Annotated in this window: 16 protein-coding genes; 8 read left to right on the top strand and 8 right to left on the bottom strand. The window is 45.2% G+C overall.

Annotated features, from left to right (window positions below; all coding sequences use genetic code 11):
- Positions 1–68 precede the first annotated feature (68 nt).
- Entirely contained in the window at positions 69–1,583 is a 1,515-nt protein-coding gene (locus GVN20_RS16210) for a sulfatase (protein ID WP_166559343.1), read from the top strand.
- 186 nt (positions 1,584–1,769) lie between these two features.
- Here GVN20_RS16210 and GVN20_RS16215 read toward each other — a convergent pair whose 3' ends face one another.
- The 5 genes from GVN20_RS16215 to GVN20_RS16230 form a co-directional block, all read right to left on the bottom strand.
- Positions 1,770–2,618 (bottom strand): DUF4097 family beta strand repeat-containing protein, encoded by an 849-nt coding sequence (locus tag GVN20_RS16215; protein WP_166559344.1) that lies wholly within the window; start codon positions 2,616–2,618, stop codon positions 1,770–1,772.
- Between the two features lie 4 nt (positions 2,619–2,622).
- Entirely contained in the window at positions 2,623–3,078 is a 456-nt protein-coding gene (locus tag GVN20_RS30015) for a DUF4097 family beta strand repeat-containing protein (RefSeq protein WP_310586826.1), read from the bottom strand.
- Between the two features lie 183 nt (positions 3,079–3,261).
- Positions 3,262–3,495: a hypothetical protein gene (locus GVN20_RS30020; RefSeq protein WP_310586827.1), complete on the bottom strand. Its 234-nt coding sequence runs from the start codon at positions 3,493–3,495 to the stop codon at positions 3,262–3,264.
- Between the two features lie 25 nt (positions 3,496–3,520).
- Positions 3,521–4,342, bottom strand: a complete 822-nt coding sequence (locus tag GVN20_RS16225; protein ID WP_166559345.1) for a zf-HC2 domain-containing protein — start codon at positions 4,340–4,342, stop codon at positions 3,521–3,523.
- 9 nt (positions 4,343–4,351) lie between these two features.
- A complete protein-coding gene (locus GVN20_RS16230) occupies positions 4,352–4,864 on the bottom strand; it encodes an RNA polymerase sigma factor (protein WP_166559393.1) in 513 nt (170 codons plus the stop codon).
- A gap of 228 nt (positions 4,865–5,092) precedes the next feature.
- Here GVN20_RS16230 and GVN20_RS16235 point away from each other — a divergent pair, with 228 nt between their 5' ends.
- From GVN20_RS16235 to GVN20_RS16260, 6 genes are all read left to right on the top strand, one after another.
- Positions 5,093–5,611 (top strand): RNA polymerase sigma factor, encoded by a 519-nt coding sequence (locus tag GVN20_RS16235; protein WP_166559346.1) that lies wholly within the window; start codon positions 5,093–5,095, stop codon positions 5,609–5,611.
- A complete protein-coding gene (locus tag GVN20_RS16240) occupies positions 5,595–6,359 on the top strand; it encodes a HEAT repeat domain-containing protein (RefSeq protein ID WP_166559347.1) in 765 nt (254 codons plus the stop codon). The genes GVN20_RS16235 and GVN20_RS16240 overlap by 17 nt, the downstream gene beginning before the upstream one ends.
- A gap of 125 nt (positions 6,360–6,484) precedes the next feature.
- Positions 6,485–7,261: a DUF4097 family beta strand repeat-containing protein gene (locus GVN20_RS16245; RefSeq protein WP_166559348.1), complete on the top strand. Its 777-nt coding sequence runs from the start codon at positions 6,485–6,487 to the stop codon at positions 7,259–7,261.
- A 22-nt stretch (positions 7,262–7,283) separates the two neighbouring features.
- Complete coding sequence (locus tag GVN20_RS16250; RefSeq protein ID WP_166559349.1) at positions 7,284–7,982, top strand: DUF4097 domain-containing protein; 699 nt, start codon at positions 7,284–7,286, stop codon at positions 7,980–7,982.
- A gap of 151 nt (positions 7,983–8,133) precedes the next feature.
- On the top strand, positions 8,134–9,657 hold the full coding sequence (locus GVN20_RS16255; protein ID WP_166559350.1) for a sorbosone dehydrogenase family protein: 1,524 nt from the start codon (positions 8,134–8,136) through the stop codon (positions 9,655–9,657).
- Positions 9,658–9,675: 18 nt separating this feature from the next.
- On the top strand, positions 9,676–10,323 hold the full coding sequence (locus GVN20_RS16260) for a class I SAM-dependent methyltransferase (protein ID WP_166559351.1): 648 nt from the start codon (positions 9,676–9,678) through the stop codon (positions 10,321–10,323).
- Positions 10,324–10,325: 2 nt separating this feature from the next.
- Here the strand turns inward: GVN20_RS16260 and menD are convergent, their stop codons facing one another.
- Together menD and GVN20_RS16270 are read right to left on the bottom strand one after the other, a co-directional pair.
- Positions 10,326–12,050: a 2-succinyl-5-enolpyruvyl-6-hydroxy-3-cyclohexene-1-carboxylic-acid synthase gene (gene menD / locus GVN20_RS16265; protein ID WP_166559352.1), complete on the bottom strand. Its 1,725-nt coding sequence runs from the start codon at positions 12,048–12,050 to the stop codon at positions 10,326–10,328.
- 116 nt (positions 12,051–12,166) lie between these two features.
- The gene (locus GVN20_RS16270; protein ID WP_166559353.1) at positions 12,167–12,625 is read right to left on the bottom strand and encodes an Lrp/AsnC family transcriptional regulator; all 459 of its coding nucleotides are present in this window, start codon (positions 12,623–12,625) and stop codon (positions 12,167–12,169) included.
- Positions 12,626–12,865: 240 nt separating this feature from the next.
- On the opposite strand from GVN20_RS16270, the gene ald reads away from it, so the two are divergent.
- On the top strand, positions 12,866–13,996 hold the full coding sequence (gene ald, locus GVN20_RS16275; protein ID WP_166559354.1) for an alanine dehydrogenase: 1,131 nt from the start codon (positions 12,866–12,868) through the stop codon (positions 13,994–13,996).
- A gap of 511 nt (positions 13,997–14,507) precedes the next feature.
- Here the strand turns inward: ald and GVN20_RS16280 are convergent.
- A complete protein-coding gene (locus GVN20_RS16280; RefSeq protein WP_166559355.1) occupies positions 14,508–16,307 on the bottom strand; it encodes an acyl-CoA dehydrogenase in 1,800 nt (599 codons plus the stop codon).
- Positions 16,308–16,348: the final 41 nt, after the last annotated feature.

Consider the following 16,348-nt stretch of genomic DNA (forward strand, 5'->3'; position numbering starts at 1 on the left):
TGAACCTCGCCGACGTTCACAACGACGTTATCCATAGCAAGTAATTATCTCTGAAACCCTTTCAATTCATGAAAAAAACATTCATTACGCTTACGGCCCTCGTTTTAATGGTAAGCGCAGGCCTATTGTCGTTCAAACCCAAAGACAAGCGCCCTAACATCCTGATTCTATTTTCAGACGACCACGCGCTGCAAGGCATCAGCGCTTACGGCAGTCCATATATCAAAACGCCCAACATCGACCGATTGGCTAAGGAAGGTGCTTTGTACCAAAATATGTTTTGTACCAATTCACTTTGCGCACCGAGCCGTGCCACGCTACTGACGGGTAAATTTAGCCACAAAAATGGCCATAGAGACAACTCAACCCAGTTTGACGCGGGTCAGAATATGTACCCCAAATACCTACAAGCGGCTGGTTATCAAACGAGTTGGATTGGAAAATGGCATTTACAGGCCACACCGCAGTATTTTGATTATTGGTCCGTGGTGCCAGGCCAAGGGGCGTATTATAATCCCGACTTTAATGAAATGGGCGGCAAAACTGTTAGACACGAGGGGTACGCTACCGACGTTATCACCAATAAAGCCCTGAAATGGTTGAGCAGCGACCGCGATGATTCAAAGCCGTTTTGTTTGGTCATCGGCCACAAATGCCCGCACCGTAATTGGTTGCCCGACACGGGTGATTTGCGGGCGTTTGACAACGTCAAATTTCAATTGCCCAAAACCTTTTACGATAACTACGAAGGTCGGATTGCTGCCAAACGCCAAGACATGACCGTGACCAAAACCATGCGCCTGAAAGAAGATTTGAAAGTAGGCGCTGAAAATGATGAGTTTGTTAGGCGTATGAATCCCGCCCAGCGCAAGGCGTGGTTGGCGTATTACGACCAAGTGACGGCCGACTTTAAAAAACAGAATTTAACGGGCCGCGCCCTCGACGAATGGAAATACCAACGTTATATGCAGGATTATCTCGGCACGCTCCGCTCACTTGACCGCAACGTGGGCCGGGTGTTGGATTATCTAGACAAAACGGGTTTGGCCGAAAATACAATTGTGATTTATTCTTCCGACCAAGGATTTTATCTGGGAGAGCACGGCTGGTTTGACAAGCGTTTTATGTACGAAGAATCCCACCACATGCCGATGCTGATACGCTATCCGAAACGCATCAAACCAGGAACCATCGACCGCGCCATTCACAACAATACCGATTTTGCGCCCACTATTTTGCAGGAAGCTGGACTCAAAATCCCCGCAGACATGCAGGGACAATCCTTTTTCAGTAAAACACCCCGAAAATCAACGTATTACCACTATTACGAGTATCCCGCCGAGCACAGTGTGCAAGCGCACTTCGGCATCCGCACCGACCGTTACAAGCTGATTCGTTTCTACAAAGACGGTGACTACTGGGAACTCTACGACCTCAAAACCGACCCCGATGAGCTAAAAAATCAATACGGAAATCCCGCCTACAAAGCCATTCAAAAACAATTATTGACTGATTTAAAGAAGGTTATCAAGCAATATGAGGACACGGAAGCTGCGGAGATTTTGCAGAAAGAAGGGGTTTAAAGTTGTAATCACGCAAAGGCGTTGCTCCTCGGCGCCTTTGCGTGATTACATATTATTGTATTTCCTCTTGAAATCACTTTAGGATTGGCATCCACCATCAGTCGATAAAACGTCGGCAAGGTTTTGAACAGTAGGCTGGTCCGCCGGTGCGGCGCAGTCCTCGCCGACGTTACGATGAGTGCGAATTTACTTGGCTTTGCGGATGTAAATATTGCCGTGCATGTTTTTCATCATTATTTCACTGCCCCCTCCGTTGACTTTTCCCTGAACCCAGTCATCCACACTGACTTTGTACATACCGTCTTTGCTTACCCGATTGGTTTTGGGTTGGGTTTTGTCCACGTCTACGTCAAAGTCACTGTAAATCTCGCCCCGATCAGATTTAAGTTTTACGTCAAACTTCGCAGAAGGCGGAAACGTGACGTCAACGCTTCCATTGAGGGAGGTAAACGCCATCGGCGATTCGGCGTTGATACTTTTGAAGTTTGCTTTTACGCCACCGTTTACGGTAGTAGCCACGGCCGAGCCCGACACATTTACGAGCTTGATGGTACCATTTACGTTGCTGATTTCCAATTCTCCGTTCACATTTTCTATCAAAATATCGCCGTTGTTGACTGTACTTACTTTCAGGCCAAACTGCTGCGGTACTTTAATAGTGAGATTCATGGGACGCTTCATGAATTGCGACGTTACTTTGATGGTGTTGTTGCGCTCTTCGGCCGTAATGTCAATACCACCGTTGGTAGAGATTTTTTTCATTCCTGCGGCGAGTTCGTCGTTTTTATGCTCAGTTTTTTTGCCGCTATACGCCTCGGCAACGGCGTCAATAATGACCTCTTTGCCAGCGTAGCCTATCACATGAATAGAACCATTGATTAATCTTACCTGTAAAGAACCAGACTTGTTTGGCTCACTCAACGGAACGACCAGTTGTTCTTTGATTTCATTTTTGGCCTCGTTTTGGGCTACCAATGGGGCAGCGTAAGTCATTGCCAGGGCTAAAACTGCGATACTTATGTGGGTGGTTTTCATCTTGTTAGGATTGCTTTTTAATGTATATATTTCCGTTAAATGTTTCAAATCTAAATATCTTGCCTCCATTGCCGATTCTGATAGAAGTCTCGGTGTTGAGTTTGTAGGTAGTGCTTTTGTCGCCTTTGGATTCTTGGTTTTTGATGACTTTGACGGGAAGTGACTCAACATCGGGAAAGTCGGTGTAGAACTCTCCTCTGAAACTCTTGAATTCGCAGTCAGCCGAAAGATTGGCTGGGTAGCTGATTTTGATGTCGCCGTTGAGGGTTTTATAATCCGATTTTCCAGGAGGAATGGCGGTATAATTGGCTTCTACATTCCCGTTAACGGTGCGTACTTCGGTGGCACCTTTGGCGTTGACTAGCGAAATGGCCCCGTTTACGTTGTACACATGTAGAGTACCTGTCACATCCTTGACCGATAAATCGCCGCCGTTGACGGTCGAAACGTGCAGATTCATGGCAAATGGGACTTTGACTGTGAAGTCTAAATCATATTTATACTCAATGCGGCGATTATCGTTTCGGCCTTTCCAATTGTTGCGATTGGGCCGTGAATCATAAGGTTCAAGAATGTAGACGATGACGCTATCTTCATTTTGTTCAAATATCAGCTTAAATTCTTCTTTGCCTTGGTCTAGTATTTATTTGGTTTTACCCGAAATCGTTTTGGCTACCTCCAACACTACTTTATCACCCGCATAGCCTTCCACATTGATAGAACCGTTGATGTTGTAAATTGCCAGCGTACTACTTGTTGCATTTTTTTTGAGCGCATATTCTTTGACAATTTGCTCTTTAAATTCCTGCGTTTGGGCGGAGGCTTGGGTACAAGACAGCACCACCCCCGCTAAAAAGGGGATAAGGGAACGTTTCATAGCTATTAAAATGGATGATTGGTTTCTAAGATAAATCTTTGATGGTCTGCTGAATTTTGGTTTTGACGAGGTCGTTCAAATCGTCGCGGCGCAGCATTTGTCGGAATGCTTTGATAGAGCGTTTTTCTTGTAATTTCACCATCACATCGGCCAAAGCCACTTGTACCAAGGGCGATTCCTGATGTGAGAGCGCAAGCACCAAGCCTTCCCGCACCTGCGGGTCGTGGGCCAGTTCGGCCAGAGCATCCAATGTCACCAAGCGCACATTAACATTTGGGTCATTGTTGAGGGTCGTAAACAAAGCTTTCAGAACTTTATCGTCTACTTCGTTGATTTCCTTCGTATAACTCACGGCTTTGAGGCGCTCGGTTGCCGAAGGATTATCAATCATTGAAAGCATCATCATTTGTCGCATTTCCTGGACTTCGGCAGAGAGCGCCTCCATTTTTACTTCCTGCGGGCGGTTGAGCCAATAGCCCACACATAGCCCTATACTCAGCAAACACACGCTATAAGCAACGCGGAGAGCCAGTTGAGGTGTCCATAATTGTTGGAGTTTTTGGACAAAATCCTGCCACGTATTACGGTTTCTCTTAGCTTCAGTCTTTTTGTAGGTATCCAGCATAGCATAAAATCCCTCGCGCATGGCTCCGCTCGGTTTGGGCGTGGCAGATACTTCTCCCAATAGTGTCCACAACTGCCGGTCGGCTTCAAATTCTTGCTGACAATCAGCACACCCCTCCAAATGTCGCTCTATTTCTTTTTGGTCGGTTTCTGAGAGTTGGTGATTTAGCCAGCCCGTTAGCCGTTCTTTTGCGTGTTCACAGTTCATGAGCTTTGCTTCCATTTTCAATCTTTAAGAAATTTTTTTTAACTCCCCCAAGGCCCGGTGGACGCGCACCTTGACGGCGCCTTCGGTGGTATGCAAGATGGCGGCAATTTCTTCGTATTTTAATTCCTGAAACCGACTCAGTACCAATACTTCACGGTGTTCGGGGCTTAATTTGCCAAGTGCCGCGTGGAGCGCATCCAGTTCTTGCTGTTTTTCAAGTTGTTCATCGGCCGAAATTCCTCCGCCCAATTTATCGGTCAAATCAGCGATGTCGAAAGGATGCCCTCCCCAACGTTCGGTTTGTCGAAACGAATCATTCAGGATATTGCGCGCCAAATGATACATCCACGTTCTGAATTCACCTTCGCCGTTGAATGTATGACGGTATTTTAACATTCTATAAAACACATTTTGGACTAAGTCTTCGCAAGCTTGGGCTTGGCCTGTCATGTGGTACAAAAAAGCAAACAACGGACGATGGTAGCGCTCAAAGAGCAGGCCCATCTTGTCGATGTCTCCGGCTTTGACCCGGAGCATAAGTGCGTTATCCGTTAGAGCGTTCAAGCGTTTAGAGAATGGTTTGTCAGGTGATTTGTACGTGGTAACTTCGAGTTTAGAAGAAGGTTACAGTGATTTGGGAAAATTGTTGCAATATTTTTTGCTAAAGAGAAAGTAGCTAATGAAATGTACCTAAAATCGGTGGTACAAAAAAAGTTGCGTTTTTTTTTGTAATGTTTTTCCGACTCAATCGTCTATGCTCTTGAAATGGATTTAAAAGCCTTTACACAACTCGTGCTTCCCACGCAGGGCCGACTTTTTAGGTTGGCCAAGCTGTTTCTTCGCAATCGCGAAGAAGCCGAGGATACCTTGCAGGAAGTGTTGTTGAAGCTTTGGACCAATCGACAACAATTGGAATCGTATCAAAGTATAGAGGCCTTTGCGGTACAAGTGACCCGAAATCTGTGTTTAGATAAACTGAAATCAAAAGCATTTCAAACCACAACGGGCGAGGTAGAATTGTATGAGTTGGGTGTGGAGAGTGCATCGCCGTATCAGCAAACAGAGTTTGCAGACAGCGCGGCTCTGATGCGTCAACTGATAGATGCTTTGCCCGAACCCCAAAAATTGATTCTACACTTACGGGATGTAGAGGAGTATACTTTCGAAGAAATTGAACAGGTAACAGGCCTGACAGTCAACAATATACGGGTAATTTTGACGAGGGCGAGAAAAGAGGTTCGGACTGGTTACTTAAAAGTAAACAACTATGAAGCAGGACATTGAAAAGTTATTAGATAAGTATTACGAAAGCGATACCACGCTGGAAGAAGAACGCGAATTGCGGGAATTCTTCCAAGGAAATAACATTCCAGAGCATTTACAATCACACGTGGGGCAGTTCCAATATTTTGAAAAGGCTCGTAGGGAGCAGCCCTCGGCAACAACAAGTTTTCGGATAGTTAGAAATCTGAAAGAACAAGGCAACATACGCCGTTTGACTTCTTGGGGAATGCGCATTGCGGCGGGAGTTACGCTGATTCTGGTGGGGTTTGGGGGAGGAATGCTCTATACAAATCGTGGTTTTCAGTCAGCTGAAAATGACCCAAAAGAGGTGGTAGTCATGAAAAAAGCGCTGCGGTTTGAGCAAGGGGAGCAAACCTCCGCCAGCGAACGCATTCAGGCCGTCAATTTGAGCGCCCAACTCAACCATGCCGACGAAGATATTACGCAAATGCTGATCAACACCATGAATTTTGACGATAATGTAAACGTGCGTCTGGCAGCGTGTCAGGCACTACGGCGCTTTGAAAATGAGCCTTTGGTGCGTGAAGGATTCATTCAATCGCTCAGTATTCAGACCGATCCCAACGTGCAGCTGACTTTGATTGAAATTTTGGTTGCTATCAAAGAAAAACGCGCAACCGAAGAAATGCAGCGGTTGGCCCAAAATAAAGAAGTGATGGAGGTAGTGCGTATGAAAGCCGAAGAAGGGTTTACCCACTTAACCCAATTGAAGAAAAAAAGAGTCTAGGGGGAAAAGTGTAGAGTCCTGATAATAAATGAGAGTCGTTAAACATCGCAATCAAAAAAGTCTTACCAACGAATTAGAATTAGCAAATAACCACTAACGAGTGCCTTAGTACTCACCATCAAACCATGAAACGAAACATGTTATTAAGTGCCCTGTTTTTAGGGTGCTTTGGGAGCGTCTTTGCCCAAGAATTTAAAGCCAAATTAGCCAACGCCAAAGACCGCAAAATTAGCATAGAAATGGACGCTGGCGACCTAAAAATTGAAGGATACGATGGCGATGAAGTGATTATCAAAGGAAATGGTTTTGAAGCTCCGCCCGAACAGGCCAAAGGACTAAAGGCACTCTACAATACGGCAGTTGATAACACGGGCATTGGACTGGCGGTTACTTCCCAGGCTACGGTATTGAAAATTGAAAAAGCCTCGCGAAAGCACGTTACATATACGTTACGGGTTCCCAAAAAAGCGGCTATTTTTTATGAGCAAACCAATTGGAATCGAGCCAATATTACCATCAATAATGTGGAGGGCGATTTGGAAATAAAGACCAATAATGGGAAAATAGAATTGAATAACGTAACGGGTCCCGTCGTGGCCAATAGTACTGCGGGTGATGTTAAAGTGGTGTATTCGAGCTTGAGCCAAGAAAAACCTACTTCTATCTCCGTCATTAGCGGCGCAATCGACGTAACGCTACCCGCCAACGCCAAAGCTAATCTGAACATGCGGTCTATCACGGGAGAAATGTATACCGACTTTGACCTCGGCCAAAAAGCATCCAAAGATGGCCTCCCTAAAGTAGGCGGCGGACACGACATTGAGGCCACCACCAACGGCGGTGGTGTGGCAGTTCACTTGAAAAGCATCAGCAGCAATATCTATCTACGCAAACAAAAATAACCCAACCCCAACGCATACAGCCATGAAAATTGTTTCTCTCCTTTTGCTTTTAGGCTTTATGGCCAGCGCAGCTTTTGCCCAAAAAATCATTGAGAAAAAATTTCCGTTCTCTACCAATCAAACCGTAAATCTCAACCTCAAATTTGCTGACAGCATACAGGTACGGTACTGGGACAAAGCCGAAGTATCGGTACGAATCGCGGTTGTCATCAACAGCGGCCGGCTAAATGATGCATTTACGGTAGAATCGGGATCGACCGCTGACGAAATCACGCTCAAAACAGACTTTGATAAAGACCTTTTGAAAAAAGGGAATGTCGAAGATTGCCCCGGCGAAAATAACAAATGGCGGACCGAACACAACGGAGCCGACCATTATGTGTGCAGTAAAATCAATTATCAAGTCTATCTGCCCAAAAATGCCAAGTTGAAGCTGGAAACCATCAATGGCAATATCGACATCAAAGGCGCTTCGGGGCCCGTATTTGCCAAAACTATCAGTGGCTATGTGGATTTTAGTTGGCCAAAAGCCAGAGGTGCTAACATCGCCATGAAGACCATCACGGGCGAGGTTTATACCGATCTGGATATTGATCTCAAGACCAAAAAACAAAAGAATCCGATCGTAGGCTATTTGCTGGAAGGAACCGTCAACGGTGGCGGCCCTGACGTACGACTGGAATCCATCAGCAACAACGTATACGTTCGCAGGAAAGATTAATGTGTCAATTGATTTCTAATAAATTGATTTTTAGAGCTATAGTCATTGATTTGATTAAAAGGCAGGAATGAAGCAGAAGCTTGAATTTACTTTGATGCGCCAAAAACTTTACGGCTGTTAAAATCGTATCTTAGCTTAAAAACTCAAGCGTATGAAAACACATTACTTCTCCTTGATTCCTGCCTTTTTTGCGTTGAATAGCTTTGGACAAACGCCGCCTTCCGTTACACCCACGAGCGCTTTCATTAATTATGGTTCCAACGTTACCCTAACCGCCTCGGGCTGTGCTGGAACGGTCAACTGGTCTACTGGACAAACAGGTGCGTCGATTTCTGTTTCTCCCAAACAAAGTGCCCGTTTTACGGCCACCTGCACGAGCGGAATGCAGACAAGTGGTGCCTCCAACAGTGTGCTTGTGCAGGTGGGGCTGACCACTTCCCCGTGCAACAGCAACGTGTCGGTTTCCTCCAATCTCTCAAATATAGGATACCGTTACGAATCAAGTAATTATATCATTGGTACAGGCGACATTGAAGCCAACGCAAGTGTACAATTTAAGGCGCAGAACTACGTACAGTTAAACCCTGGATTTGAAGCAAAGTCGGGGAGTGTTTTTAAAGCCTTTACGGGTAAATGTACAGAATTACAAACGAGAGAAGTACTGACGGGGCGGCAATTGCCGTGGGAAATACTCTGGGGACCTGATGACTTTATTTGGATGACCGAGAAGGGTGGAAAAATCAGCCGAGTGAATCCGCAAACGAGCGCCGTTCAAACCTTGATTACCATTTCGGATGTTTTTTCTAACGGAGAAGGTGGTTTATTGGGTATGGTGTTGCATCCCGATTTTGCCAACCATCCTTACGTGTATGTTTCTTACAATTACAGCATTGACAATACCGTTTCGGGAATGAGGGTAAAAGTGGTACGTTTTACCTTCAACAGCGGCACTGCTACCTTGGGCAGTCCATTGATATTGGTACAGAATATTTTAGGCAATTCCACCCACGACGGCAGCCGACTGGTCATTACCCCCGAATTGAAATTATTTGTCACCACGGGTGATGCACAAGACCTTAGTGCGCCTCAGAATGATACGAACCTCAATGGTAAGATTCTGCGAATGAACTTAGACGGCTCCGTTCCCGCCGATAACCCCATGGCGGGTAGTTTGGTATGGAGTAAAGGACACCGAAATCCGCAGGGATTGGTCTATGCCAATGGGAAATTATACTGCTCGTCGCACGGGGCGGGGATTGAAGACGAAATAAACCTCATTCAACAGTCGGGCAATTATGGCTGGCCCAACGTAGAAGGTTTCTGCGATACCCCTTCCGAAATCACATTTTGTAACGCCAACTCGGTGATTGAACCCATTTTTTCGTCAGGAACGGGCGGCACATGGGCATTTTGCGGGTTGGACTATTATAACAATGATGCCTATCCGCGCTGGAAAGGCCATTTGTTGTTGGTTTCTCTGAAAAACCAAACGTTATATAGTCTCAAAGTAAGTACCAATGGTAACACCATTGAAGGTCCTGCCAATCTGTATTTGGTAAATCAGTTCGGCCGCCTGCGCGACATTGCCATTGCGCCAAATGGGAAAGTGTATCTTTGTACCAGCAACGGCGGTAATGCAGATAAAATAATTGAAATAACGCCGATTGTGGAGTAAAAATCGCCAACGCAGCCAATGCCTTCCGACTACATCCCCGCCCTAAAATACCATTTTCTGACGCCCATCTACGATTGGTTTATTTGGCTAACTATGCCTGAGATAAAGGTAAAAAAGCGGTTGATTCAACAGGCGGATATAAAAAAAGGGCAAGCTATTTTAGACTTTGGCTGCGGAACCGCCACCCTCACGCTTATGATAGAAGACTTGCATCCTGATTGTACCATTGCAGGTTTGGATGTTGACCCTCAAATACTGACTATTGCGAATAAAAAAGCAAAGCTTAAAAATTCGTCGATTCAATTAAAAGAATTTGACGGCAAAACGCTTCCTTTTGCCGATGCTTCCTTTAATAAGGTGCTGTCGGCTTGGGTTTTTCATCATTTAACCACCGAGCAAAAACTTCATGCTTTTCGTGAGATACGCCGTGTGCTTAAGCCTAAAGGTGAACTGCACATTGCTGATTGGGGCAAAGCAGAAAACGGTTTGATGCGGTTTCTGTTTTTTGTGGTACAAGTGATTGATAATTTCTATACCACCCACGATAATATAAAAGGTAAAATCCCTCAATTTCTGGCAATTGAGGGATTTGAAAATGTAGAAATAAAAGGAAATCAGTCCACGCTGTTTGGGACTTTATCTTATTTGAAAGCCATTAAACGCTGAACCTAAGCAGTTCCCATTTGTCGATACGCTTCAAAAACCTCCCCATTTAGCACTGGGTCAGTAAAAATCTCCAGCAATTTGGCTTGCCCGTTTGGAGCAATGAATTCATGCCAAACAGCGCTAAAATCTTCGTCTTCCTTTAAGGAATAATAACCCAACCCAGCATCTTCGGCGGTGTGACGGGCTGTGGTAGAATGTCGCGTTTCGAAATACTGCTCCAATTCAGGCTGAGCCGATGGCCCGTCGATAAGTCGGAAGATATTCCCCCCTGCGTTGTTAAACAACACTACGCGGAGATTTTGAGGAATGTGCGGGTGCCAAAACGCGTTGCGGTCGTAGAAAAAAGCGACGTCGCCAGTAATGATAAAAACGGGTTTGTCGGTCATCAAGGCCGCGCCCAACGCCGTACTTGTGCAGCCGTCAATGCCGCTCGTGCCGCGATTGGCAAACACCTCGGCTGGGCGCGAAAGCCCAAGAAGGTTGGCGTAACGCACAGGCATACTGTTGGCAAGGTGCAGAACGCTGTTTTCGGGTAAGTTTTCCAAGACATTGCTTACCAATGCAAATTCATTCCAACGAGGTTCTTGCCGTAAAAATTGGTGTACGCTTCGTTTTCCCTGTCGGTCGGCTTGCAGCCACGCTTCCCGAAAGGCCCCGCGCCCATCGTCATCAGAATCATTTTGGACAAACTGCTGATAATCTAAGTCTTCCAATAATTTTTGAAAAAAATACAACGGCTCCACGGGAATTTGCGTGGTGAGCGTTTGCAACGTATCAATGAGCTGTTCGGTCGATTTTACGTGCCAATGCCGGGCAGGGGAGTGTTTGCGCAGAAAAAGCTTGAAGTTTTTGGAGATGAACGAATCACCGACCGTAATCAGCAGGTCGGGGGCAAGAGCGGTGAGCAATTCTTCATTTTTGCCCCGTAAAAAAACATCGTGTTGTCGTACAAATGCCTCATTAACAGGAATATTTGATATAATATCTCCCAAGACGGGCACGCCCATTTCTTCGCTAAATTCTTTCAAAACGGTCCACAGTGCCGATGCAGGCGGCAATTGCCCCACGGCGATGAGCACGCGACTGGCATTCTCAAATTCGTTTTGTAAGCGGTGCCAAGTGTCGGTGCTCAGGGTTGGTTCAGTAGCAAGTCGCTCGACCAACTTTACGTTACGGTCGTACGTAATTTTTTCGTCTGCTACGGGATAAAACGGCTCCCGTATAGGTACGTTGATATGCACTGGGCCTTTGGGGACCGTTTGTGATAAATTAATCGCTTCATTTAAGACGCGTTCTATGTACCAATTGGCGTCGGGATGCGCGTAGTCAGCAGGTAAGTCAAACGATTTTTTTACGTGTTTACCGTACAGCTCGTTCTGATAAATGGTCTGGCCGTCTTGTTGGTGAATCCATTCTTTGGGGCGGTCGGCGGTAAAAACCAGCAACGGAATTTCCTGAAAATACGCCTCGACCACGGCAGGGGCTAAGTTGTAAGCGGCACTTCCAGAAGTACAGACCAACGCCACGGTTTGGTGGCTATATTGGGCCATGCCCAAACCTACAAACCCCGCTACGCGCTCATCTGGGATGACTTTTGTTTTTATACCACGATGTCGCGCAAAGGCCAACGTCAGGGCTGCGCTCCTTGACCCTGGTGAAATGACCACATTATTAACGCCTTTGCGGGCACATATTTCGGCAATATTGTTGATAGGTTGAAGAAGCATTTTTTTGTTAGAAGTGAGGAATGAGAAGTGAGAAGTCAGGAGAAAAGACAGCAGTGTATACTACTAATCTCGCTCCTCGCTTCTATCCGCAGCAGCGGCCGCTCCTCATCCCTGATTTATATTGGTAACGACGTCGTATTTTTTACTTCCGACATTACAAAGAAACTGCTTATGTGCGAAATCGCTTTGAGGGTGGCGAGTTTTTCCTGATAAAAAGTGTGATAACTCTCCACATCCGTAGCGATGATTTTAATTAGATAATCAAACGTGCCCGAAACCACGCAACATTCCACAACTTCGGGCATTTGAAGCATGGCCTCGCTGAATTCCTGAAAATTCTCCCGTTGCTGTTTATCAAGCGTTACGTTGCAAAAAACCGTAAGCCCTTTACCGAGGCGTTTTTTATTCAAAATGGTCACGTATTTTTCAATGACGCCCTCCCGTTCAAGTTTTTTGATTCGGTCATGGACGGGCGTAATGGATAGATTGATTTCGGCGGCAATCTCCTTAATGGTCAATTGCGCGTTTGTTTGTAACAACTGCAAAATACGGTAGTCGGTTTCGTCTAAGTACATCTGATTCAGTCGTTTTTAGGTACTACATTTTTAATTTTTATGCTTACCCGAATTTTTTTCGTTTCGTAACCTTTAAATCAGGGCAAAAGAGGAATAAATCATTTTTATTTTTAAAAATAAGAAATATTTTCTTATTTATCATTAAATAACAGGAAATATTTTTCTTTCACGTAATTTTGTATCGTATTCCAGCCAAGACTTAAACGCAATAAATTTCTGAACATTAAGCCTATTACTACTATGATCATCGGCGTACCAAAAGAAATCAAAAACAACGAAAACCGCGTGGCCCTAACGCCCGCAGGAGCAGCAGAGTTTCGTAAAAACGGCCATAAAGTATATGTACAAGCTACGGCTGGGCAAGGAAGCGGGTTTGAGGACAGTGAGTACGAAGCCGTAGGTGCCACGATTTTGAGCACGATTGAGGAAGTATACGCGGTTGCCGAAATGATTGTGAAAGTAAAAGAGCCTATTGCCTCAGAATATGGCCTTATCAAAGAAAACCAGTTGCTGTTTACCTACTTTCACTTTGCTTCATCGGAAGAACTGACGCACGCCATGCTGAAAAGTAACTCGGTGTGTTTGGCCTACGAAACCGTCGAAAAAGCCGACCGTTCGTTGCCTTTATTGGTGCCTATGTCGGAAGTAGCGGGACGGATGGCGATTCAAGAAGGAGCCAAATACCTCGAAAAACCCATGGGTGGACGCGGTATTTTGTTGGGCGGTGTTGCGGGCGTTAAACCAGCCAATGTATTAGTGCTTGGCGGGGGTATCGTAGGTGCGCAATCGGCCAAAATGGCGGCAGGATTGGGAGCCAACGTAACCATTGTTGATATTAATCTGAATCGACTGCGGTACCTGGAAGATATTCTTCCCGCCAATGTGGACACGGTAATGTCAAACGAATATAATATCCGCGACTTGGTAAAAAGTGCCGATTTGATTGTGGGTGCCGTACTGATTCCTGGAGCCAAAGCCCCCCACTTGGTGACGCGTGATATGTTGAAATTGATGAAAAAAGGAACAGTATTGGTGGACGTAGCCGTAGACCAAGGTGGATGTATCGAAACCTGCAAGCCTACGACCCACGAAGATCCAATTTATGAAATAGATGGAATTGTGCATTACTGCGTTGCCAACATGCCGGGAGCGGTGCCTTACACCTCTACCTTGGCGTTGACCAATGCCACCCTACCCTACGCCATTCAATTGGCCAACAAAGGATGGCAAAAAGCATGCGCTCAAAACGAAGATTTGAAGAAAGGCTTAAATGTAGTAAACGGTAAAGTGGTCTATAAGGCCGTTGCTGACGCTTTTGGACTTGATTTTACCTCAGTTACAGAGGTACTAGAAGAAGAATTGGTGGGTTAATTTTTTAATTGAGATTGATGTAGGAATGACCAAGCTATACCGCTTGGTCATTTTTTTTATGTCTTACATCAAAAATTGATAACGCCTAAAAATGGAGAATCAAAGTAGAATATTTTGTTTTTTTATTTTTTTCACATCAATAACACTAATTTTATCAAATATATGTTATATTATAGAAAGGACTGAATGAAAATTATTAATGCTGTACTTTTATTCCTGAAAAGTAACAGATTGAGTCTTAAATATTTATTTTATAAGAATTTATAAAAAAAAGAATAGCATTTCGATGAAAATGCTAACTTTGCGTACTTGATTAAGAGTTAAGAAATTGTTAATTCTCTCTAAAAAGAGATACAAAATATACCAAAAATAGAAAAACAAAAATAGTATGACTTTTATGTCTATTTAAGTTTTTCTAAAAAGAGTTTTTCATAACGTTGAGTAAAGTCAAAAAGCCGAGCGGACATTCTGCACGGCTTTTTTAATTTTATTTGGATTCAAGTATTGATGATTAAAACCAGTCGGGCTGCATTTCAACCGTACCCTTGGTATGACTTGTTAGAAGCAGTGCCAAAGAGAAAATTTTGACTAGCTCATAATCAAAAAAGTAATTTGCCGTGGCTACTTTTCCTTGATAAAAATTACGATTTTCTTCCGAATTAGCCATCATTAGCCCCTTTTGAGCCTGAATGGCCTGCTTTAACCACTGCCAAGCAATGGTCACGATGCCAAAAAAATCTAAGTACAGGGTGGCATCGGCCAGAAATAATTCCTTATCCTGTTTGGCAAGATTCAGGAGCGAGGTCGTAACGGTTTGAACACGCTCCAAAGCTCCTTCCAACCTTGTCGCTAAATCGAGTAACTGAGACTGGGCGGACTGCTTGGCCTCCGCAATCGTTTTCTTTATTTCCTCCATCAGATATTGCAATGCTTTGCCTCCGTGTAGGGTTAATTTACGACCCAATAAATCCAAGCCGTGGATACCCGTTGTGCCTTCGTGGATGGGATGGATGCGTGCTTCACGGTAATATTGTTCTACTGGAAAGTCGGTGGTGTAGCCCGCGCCGCCTAAAATCTGCACCGCAGCACTCGTGGTCTGGCAACACATTTCTGAAGGGTATGATTTGGCAACTGGCGTTAATAAATCAAGCAACAACTCGGCACGCTCTTTGGCTTCTCCTTCGGTTACGTGGGCCAAGTCTGCCCACAATCCACACTGGAGTAGCAGAGAAAGCGCACCTTCTACCACCGATTTTTGAAACAGTAACATTCGTTTTACATCAGCGTGGTGAACGATAAGGGTTTGGGGTTGGGTTGGGTCTTTGGCGGTGATGGGGCGGCCCTGCGGGCGTTCTTTGGCGTAAGCCAACGATGCATAATATGCGGCTGTACCGATAGCGGTAGCGTTCATGCCCACGCCTACGCGGGCTTCATTCATCATTTGAAACATATAATTGAGTCCTTTGTGGGGCTCCCCCACCAAGTAACCTAAGCAAGTTTCGTCAGAGCCAAACATCAGGTGCGCAATGGGCGCTCCCTTGTAGCCCATTTTGTGATAAACGCCCGCGGTGGTTACCCCGTTGTTGGTAAGTCCATTTTCGGTAATTCGTTTTTTGGGAACCACAAACAAGGAAATCCCTTTGGTACCAGCGGGCCCACCTTTGATTTTGGCCAATAAAAGATGCACAATGTTTTCGCAGGCGTCGTGGTCACCGCAGGAAATAAAGATTTTTTGCCCATAGATTTTATAGACACCCTCTTCGTTGGTAGGCTCAGCGGCGGTGCTGATGTCGGAAAGAGAACTTCCTGCGTTGGGCTCGGTGAGCGCCATGGTGCCTTGCCAACGTCCGCTGTACATGAATGGCGTATAACATTCAATGAGTGCCTTAGAACCAAAGCTACGAATCAAATTGGCTGCTCCCGTGGTCAGAAAAGGATACACACTGGCAGAATAATTGGCAGCCTGAAAGATAAATGCGGCGGCGTTTTGAACCGTAACAGGCAACTGCTGACCGCCTTCATCGTAGCTGAACGTGGCATTTATCCAGCCATCTTCGCCAAAACGTTTAGTGATTACTTTCATTCCTTCGTGTACGCGAATAGCCCCATCCACCAATTGGGGCTCTTTGCGGTCCATCTCGGTCAGGAGGGGGCGGAGCATTTTGTCGGCAATCTGCTCAGCGGCGTCCAAAACCATGTCAAAGGATTGTCGGTCATGGTCCTTAAAATAGTCATAACCCGTGAGTTGCTCAACCTTGAGTAGTTCGTATAAATTGAAATGAAGGTCGCGTTTTGAGAAGAATGAAGACATTTGTGTTGACGTTAAAAACAAACGTCGAGCCGCCAATGAGG

The sequence above is a fragment of the Runella sp. CRIBMP genome, assembly GCF_009905605.1.
In the GTDB taxonomy this organism is placed as follows: domain Bacteria; phylum Bacteroidota; class Bacteroidia; order Cytophagales; family Spirosomataceae; genus Runella.

What these genes read in the sequence shown, in the direction of transcription:
- GVN20_RS16210 (WP_166559343.1), top strand. Translation starts at nt 69, where the DNA reads ATGAAAAAAACATTCATTACGCTTACGGCCCTCGTTTTAATGGTAAGC.
- GVN20_RS16215 (WP_166559344.1), bottom strand. Translation starts at nt 2,618, where the DNA reads ATGAAAACCACCCACATAAGTATCGCAGTTTTAGCCCTGGCAATGACT.
- GVN20_RS30015 (WP_310586826.1), bottom strand. Translation starts at nt 3,078, where the DNA reads ATGAATCTGCACGTTTCGACCGTCAACGGCGGCGATTTATCGGTCAAG.
- GVN20_RS30020 (WP_310586827.1), bottom strand. Translation starts at nt 3,495, where the DNA reads ATGAAACGTTCCCTTATCCCCTTTTTAGCGGGGGTGGTGCTGTCTTGT.
- GVN20_RS16225 (WP_166559345.1), bottom strand. Translation starts at nt 4,342, where the DNA reads ATGGAAGCAAAGCTCATGAACTGTGAACACGCAAAAGAACGGCTAACG.
- GVN20_RS16230 (WP_166559393.1), bottom strand. Translation starts at nt 4,864, where the DNA reads ATGCTCCGGGTCAAAGCCGGAGACATCGACAAGATGGGCCTGCTCTTT.
- GVN20_RS16235 (WP_166559346.1), top strand. Translation starts at nt 5,093, where the DNA reads ATGGATTTAAAAGCCTTTACACAACTCGTGCTTCCCACGCAGGGCCGA.
- GVN20_RS16240 (WP_166559347.1), top strand. Translation starts at nt 5,595, where the DNA reads ATGAAGCAGGACATTGAAAAGTTATTAGATAAGTATTACGAAAGCGAT.
- GVN20_RS16245 (WP_166559348.1), top strand. Translation starts at nt 6,485, where the DNA reads ATGAAACGAAACATGTTATTAAGTGCCCTGTTTTTAGGGTGCTTTGGG.
- GVN20_RS16250 (WP_166559349.1), top strand. Translation starts at nt 7,284, where the DNA reads ATGAAAATTGTTTCTCTCCTTTTGCTTTTAGGCTTTATGGCCAGCGCA.
- GVN20_RS16255 (WP_166559350.1), top strand. Translation starts at nt 8,134, where the DNA reads ATGAAAACACATTACTTCTCCTTGATTCCTGCCTTTTTTGCGTTGAAT.
- GVN20_RS16260 (WP_166559351.1), top strand. Translation starts at nt 9,676, where the DNA reads ATGCCTTCCGACTACATCCCCGCCCTAAAATACCATTTTCTGACGCCC.
- menD (WP_166559352.1), bottom strand. Translation starts at nt 12,050, where the DNA reads ATGCTTCTTCAACCTATCAACAATATTGCCGAAATATGTGCCCGCAAA.
- GVN20_RS16270 (WP_166559353.1), bottom strand. Translation starts at nt 12,625, where the DNA reads ATGTACTTAGACGAAACCGACTACCGTATTTTGCAGTTGTTACAAACA.
- ald (WP_166559354.1), top strand. Translation starts at nt 12,866, where the DNA reads ATGATCATCGGCGTACCAAAAGAAATCAAAAACAACGAAAACCGCGTG.
- GVN20_RS16280 (WP_166559355.1), bottom strand. Translation starts at nt 16,307, where the DNA reads ATGTCTTCATTCTTCTCAAAACGCGACCTTCATTTCAATTTATACGAA.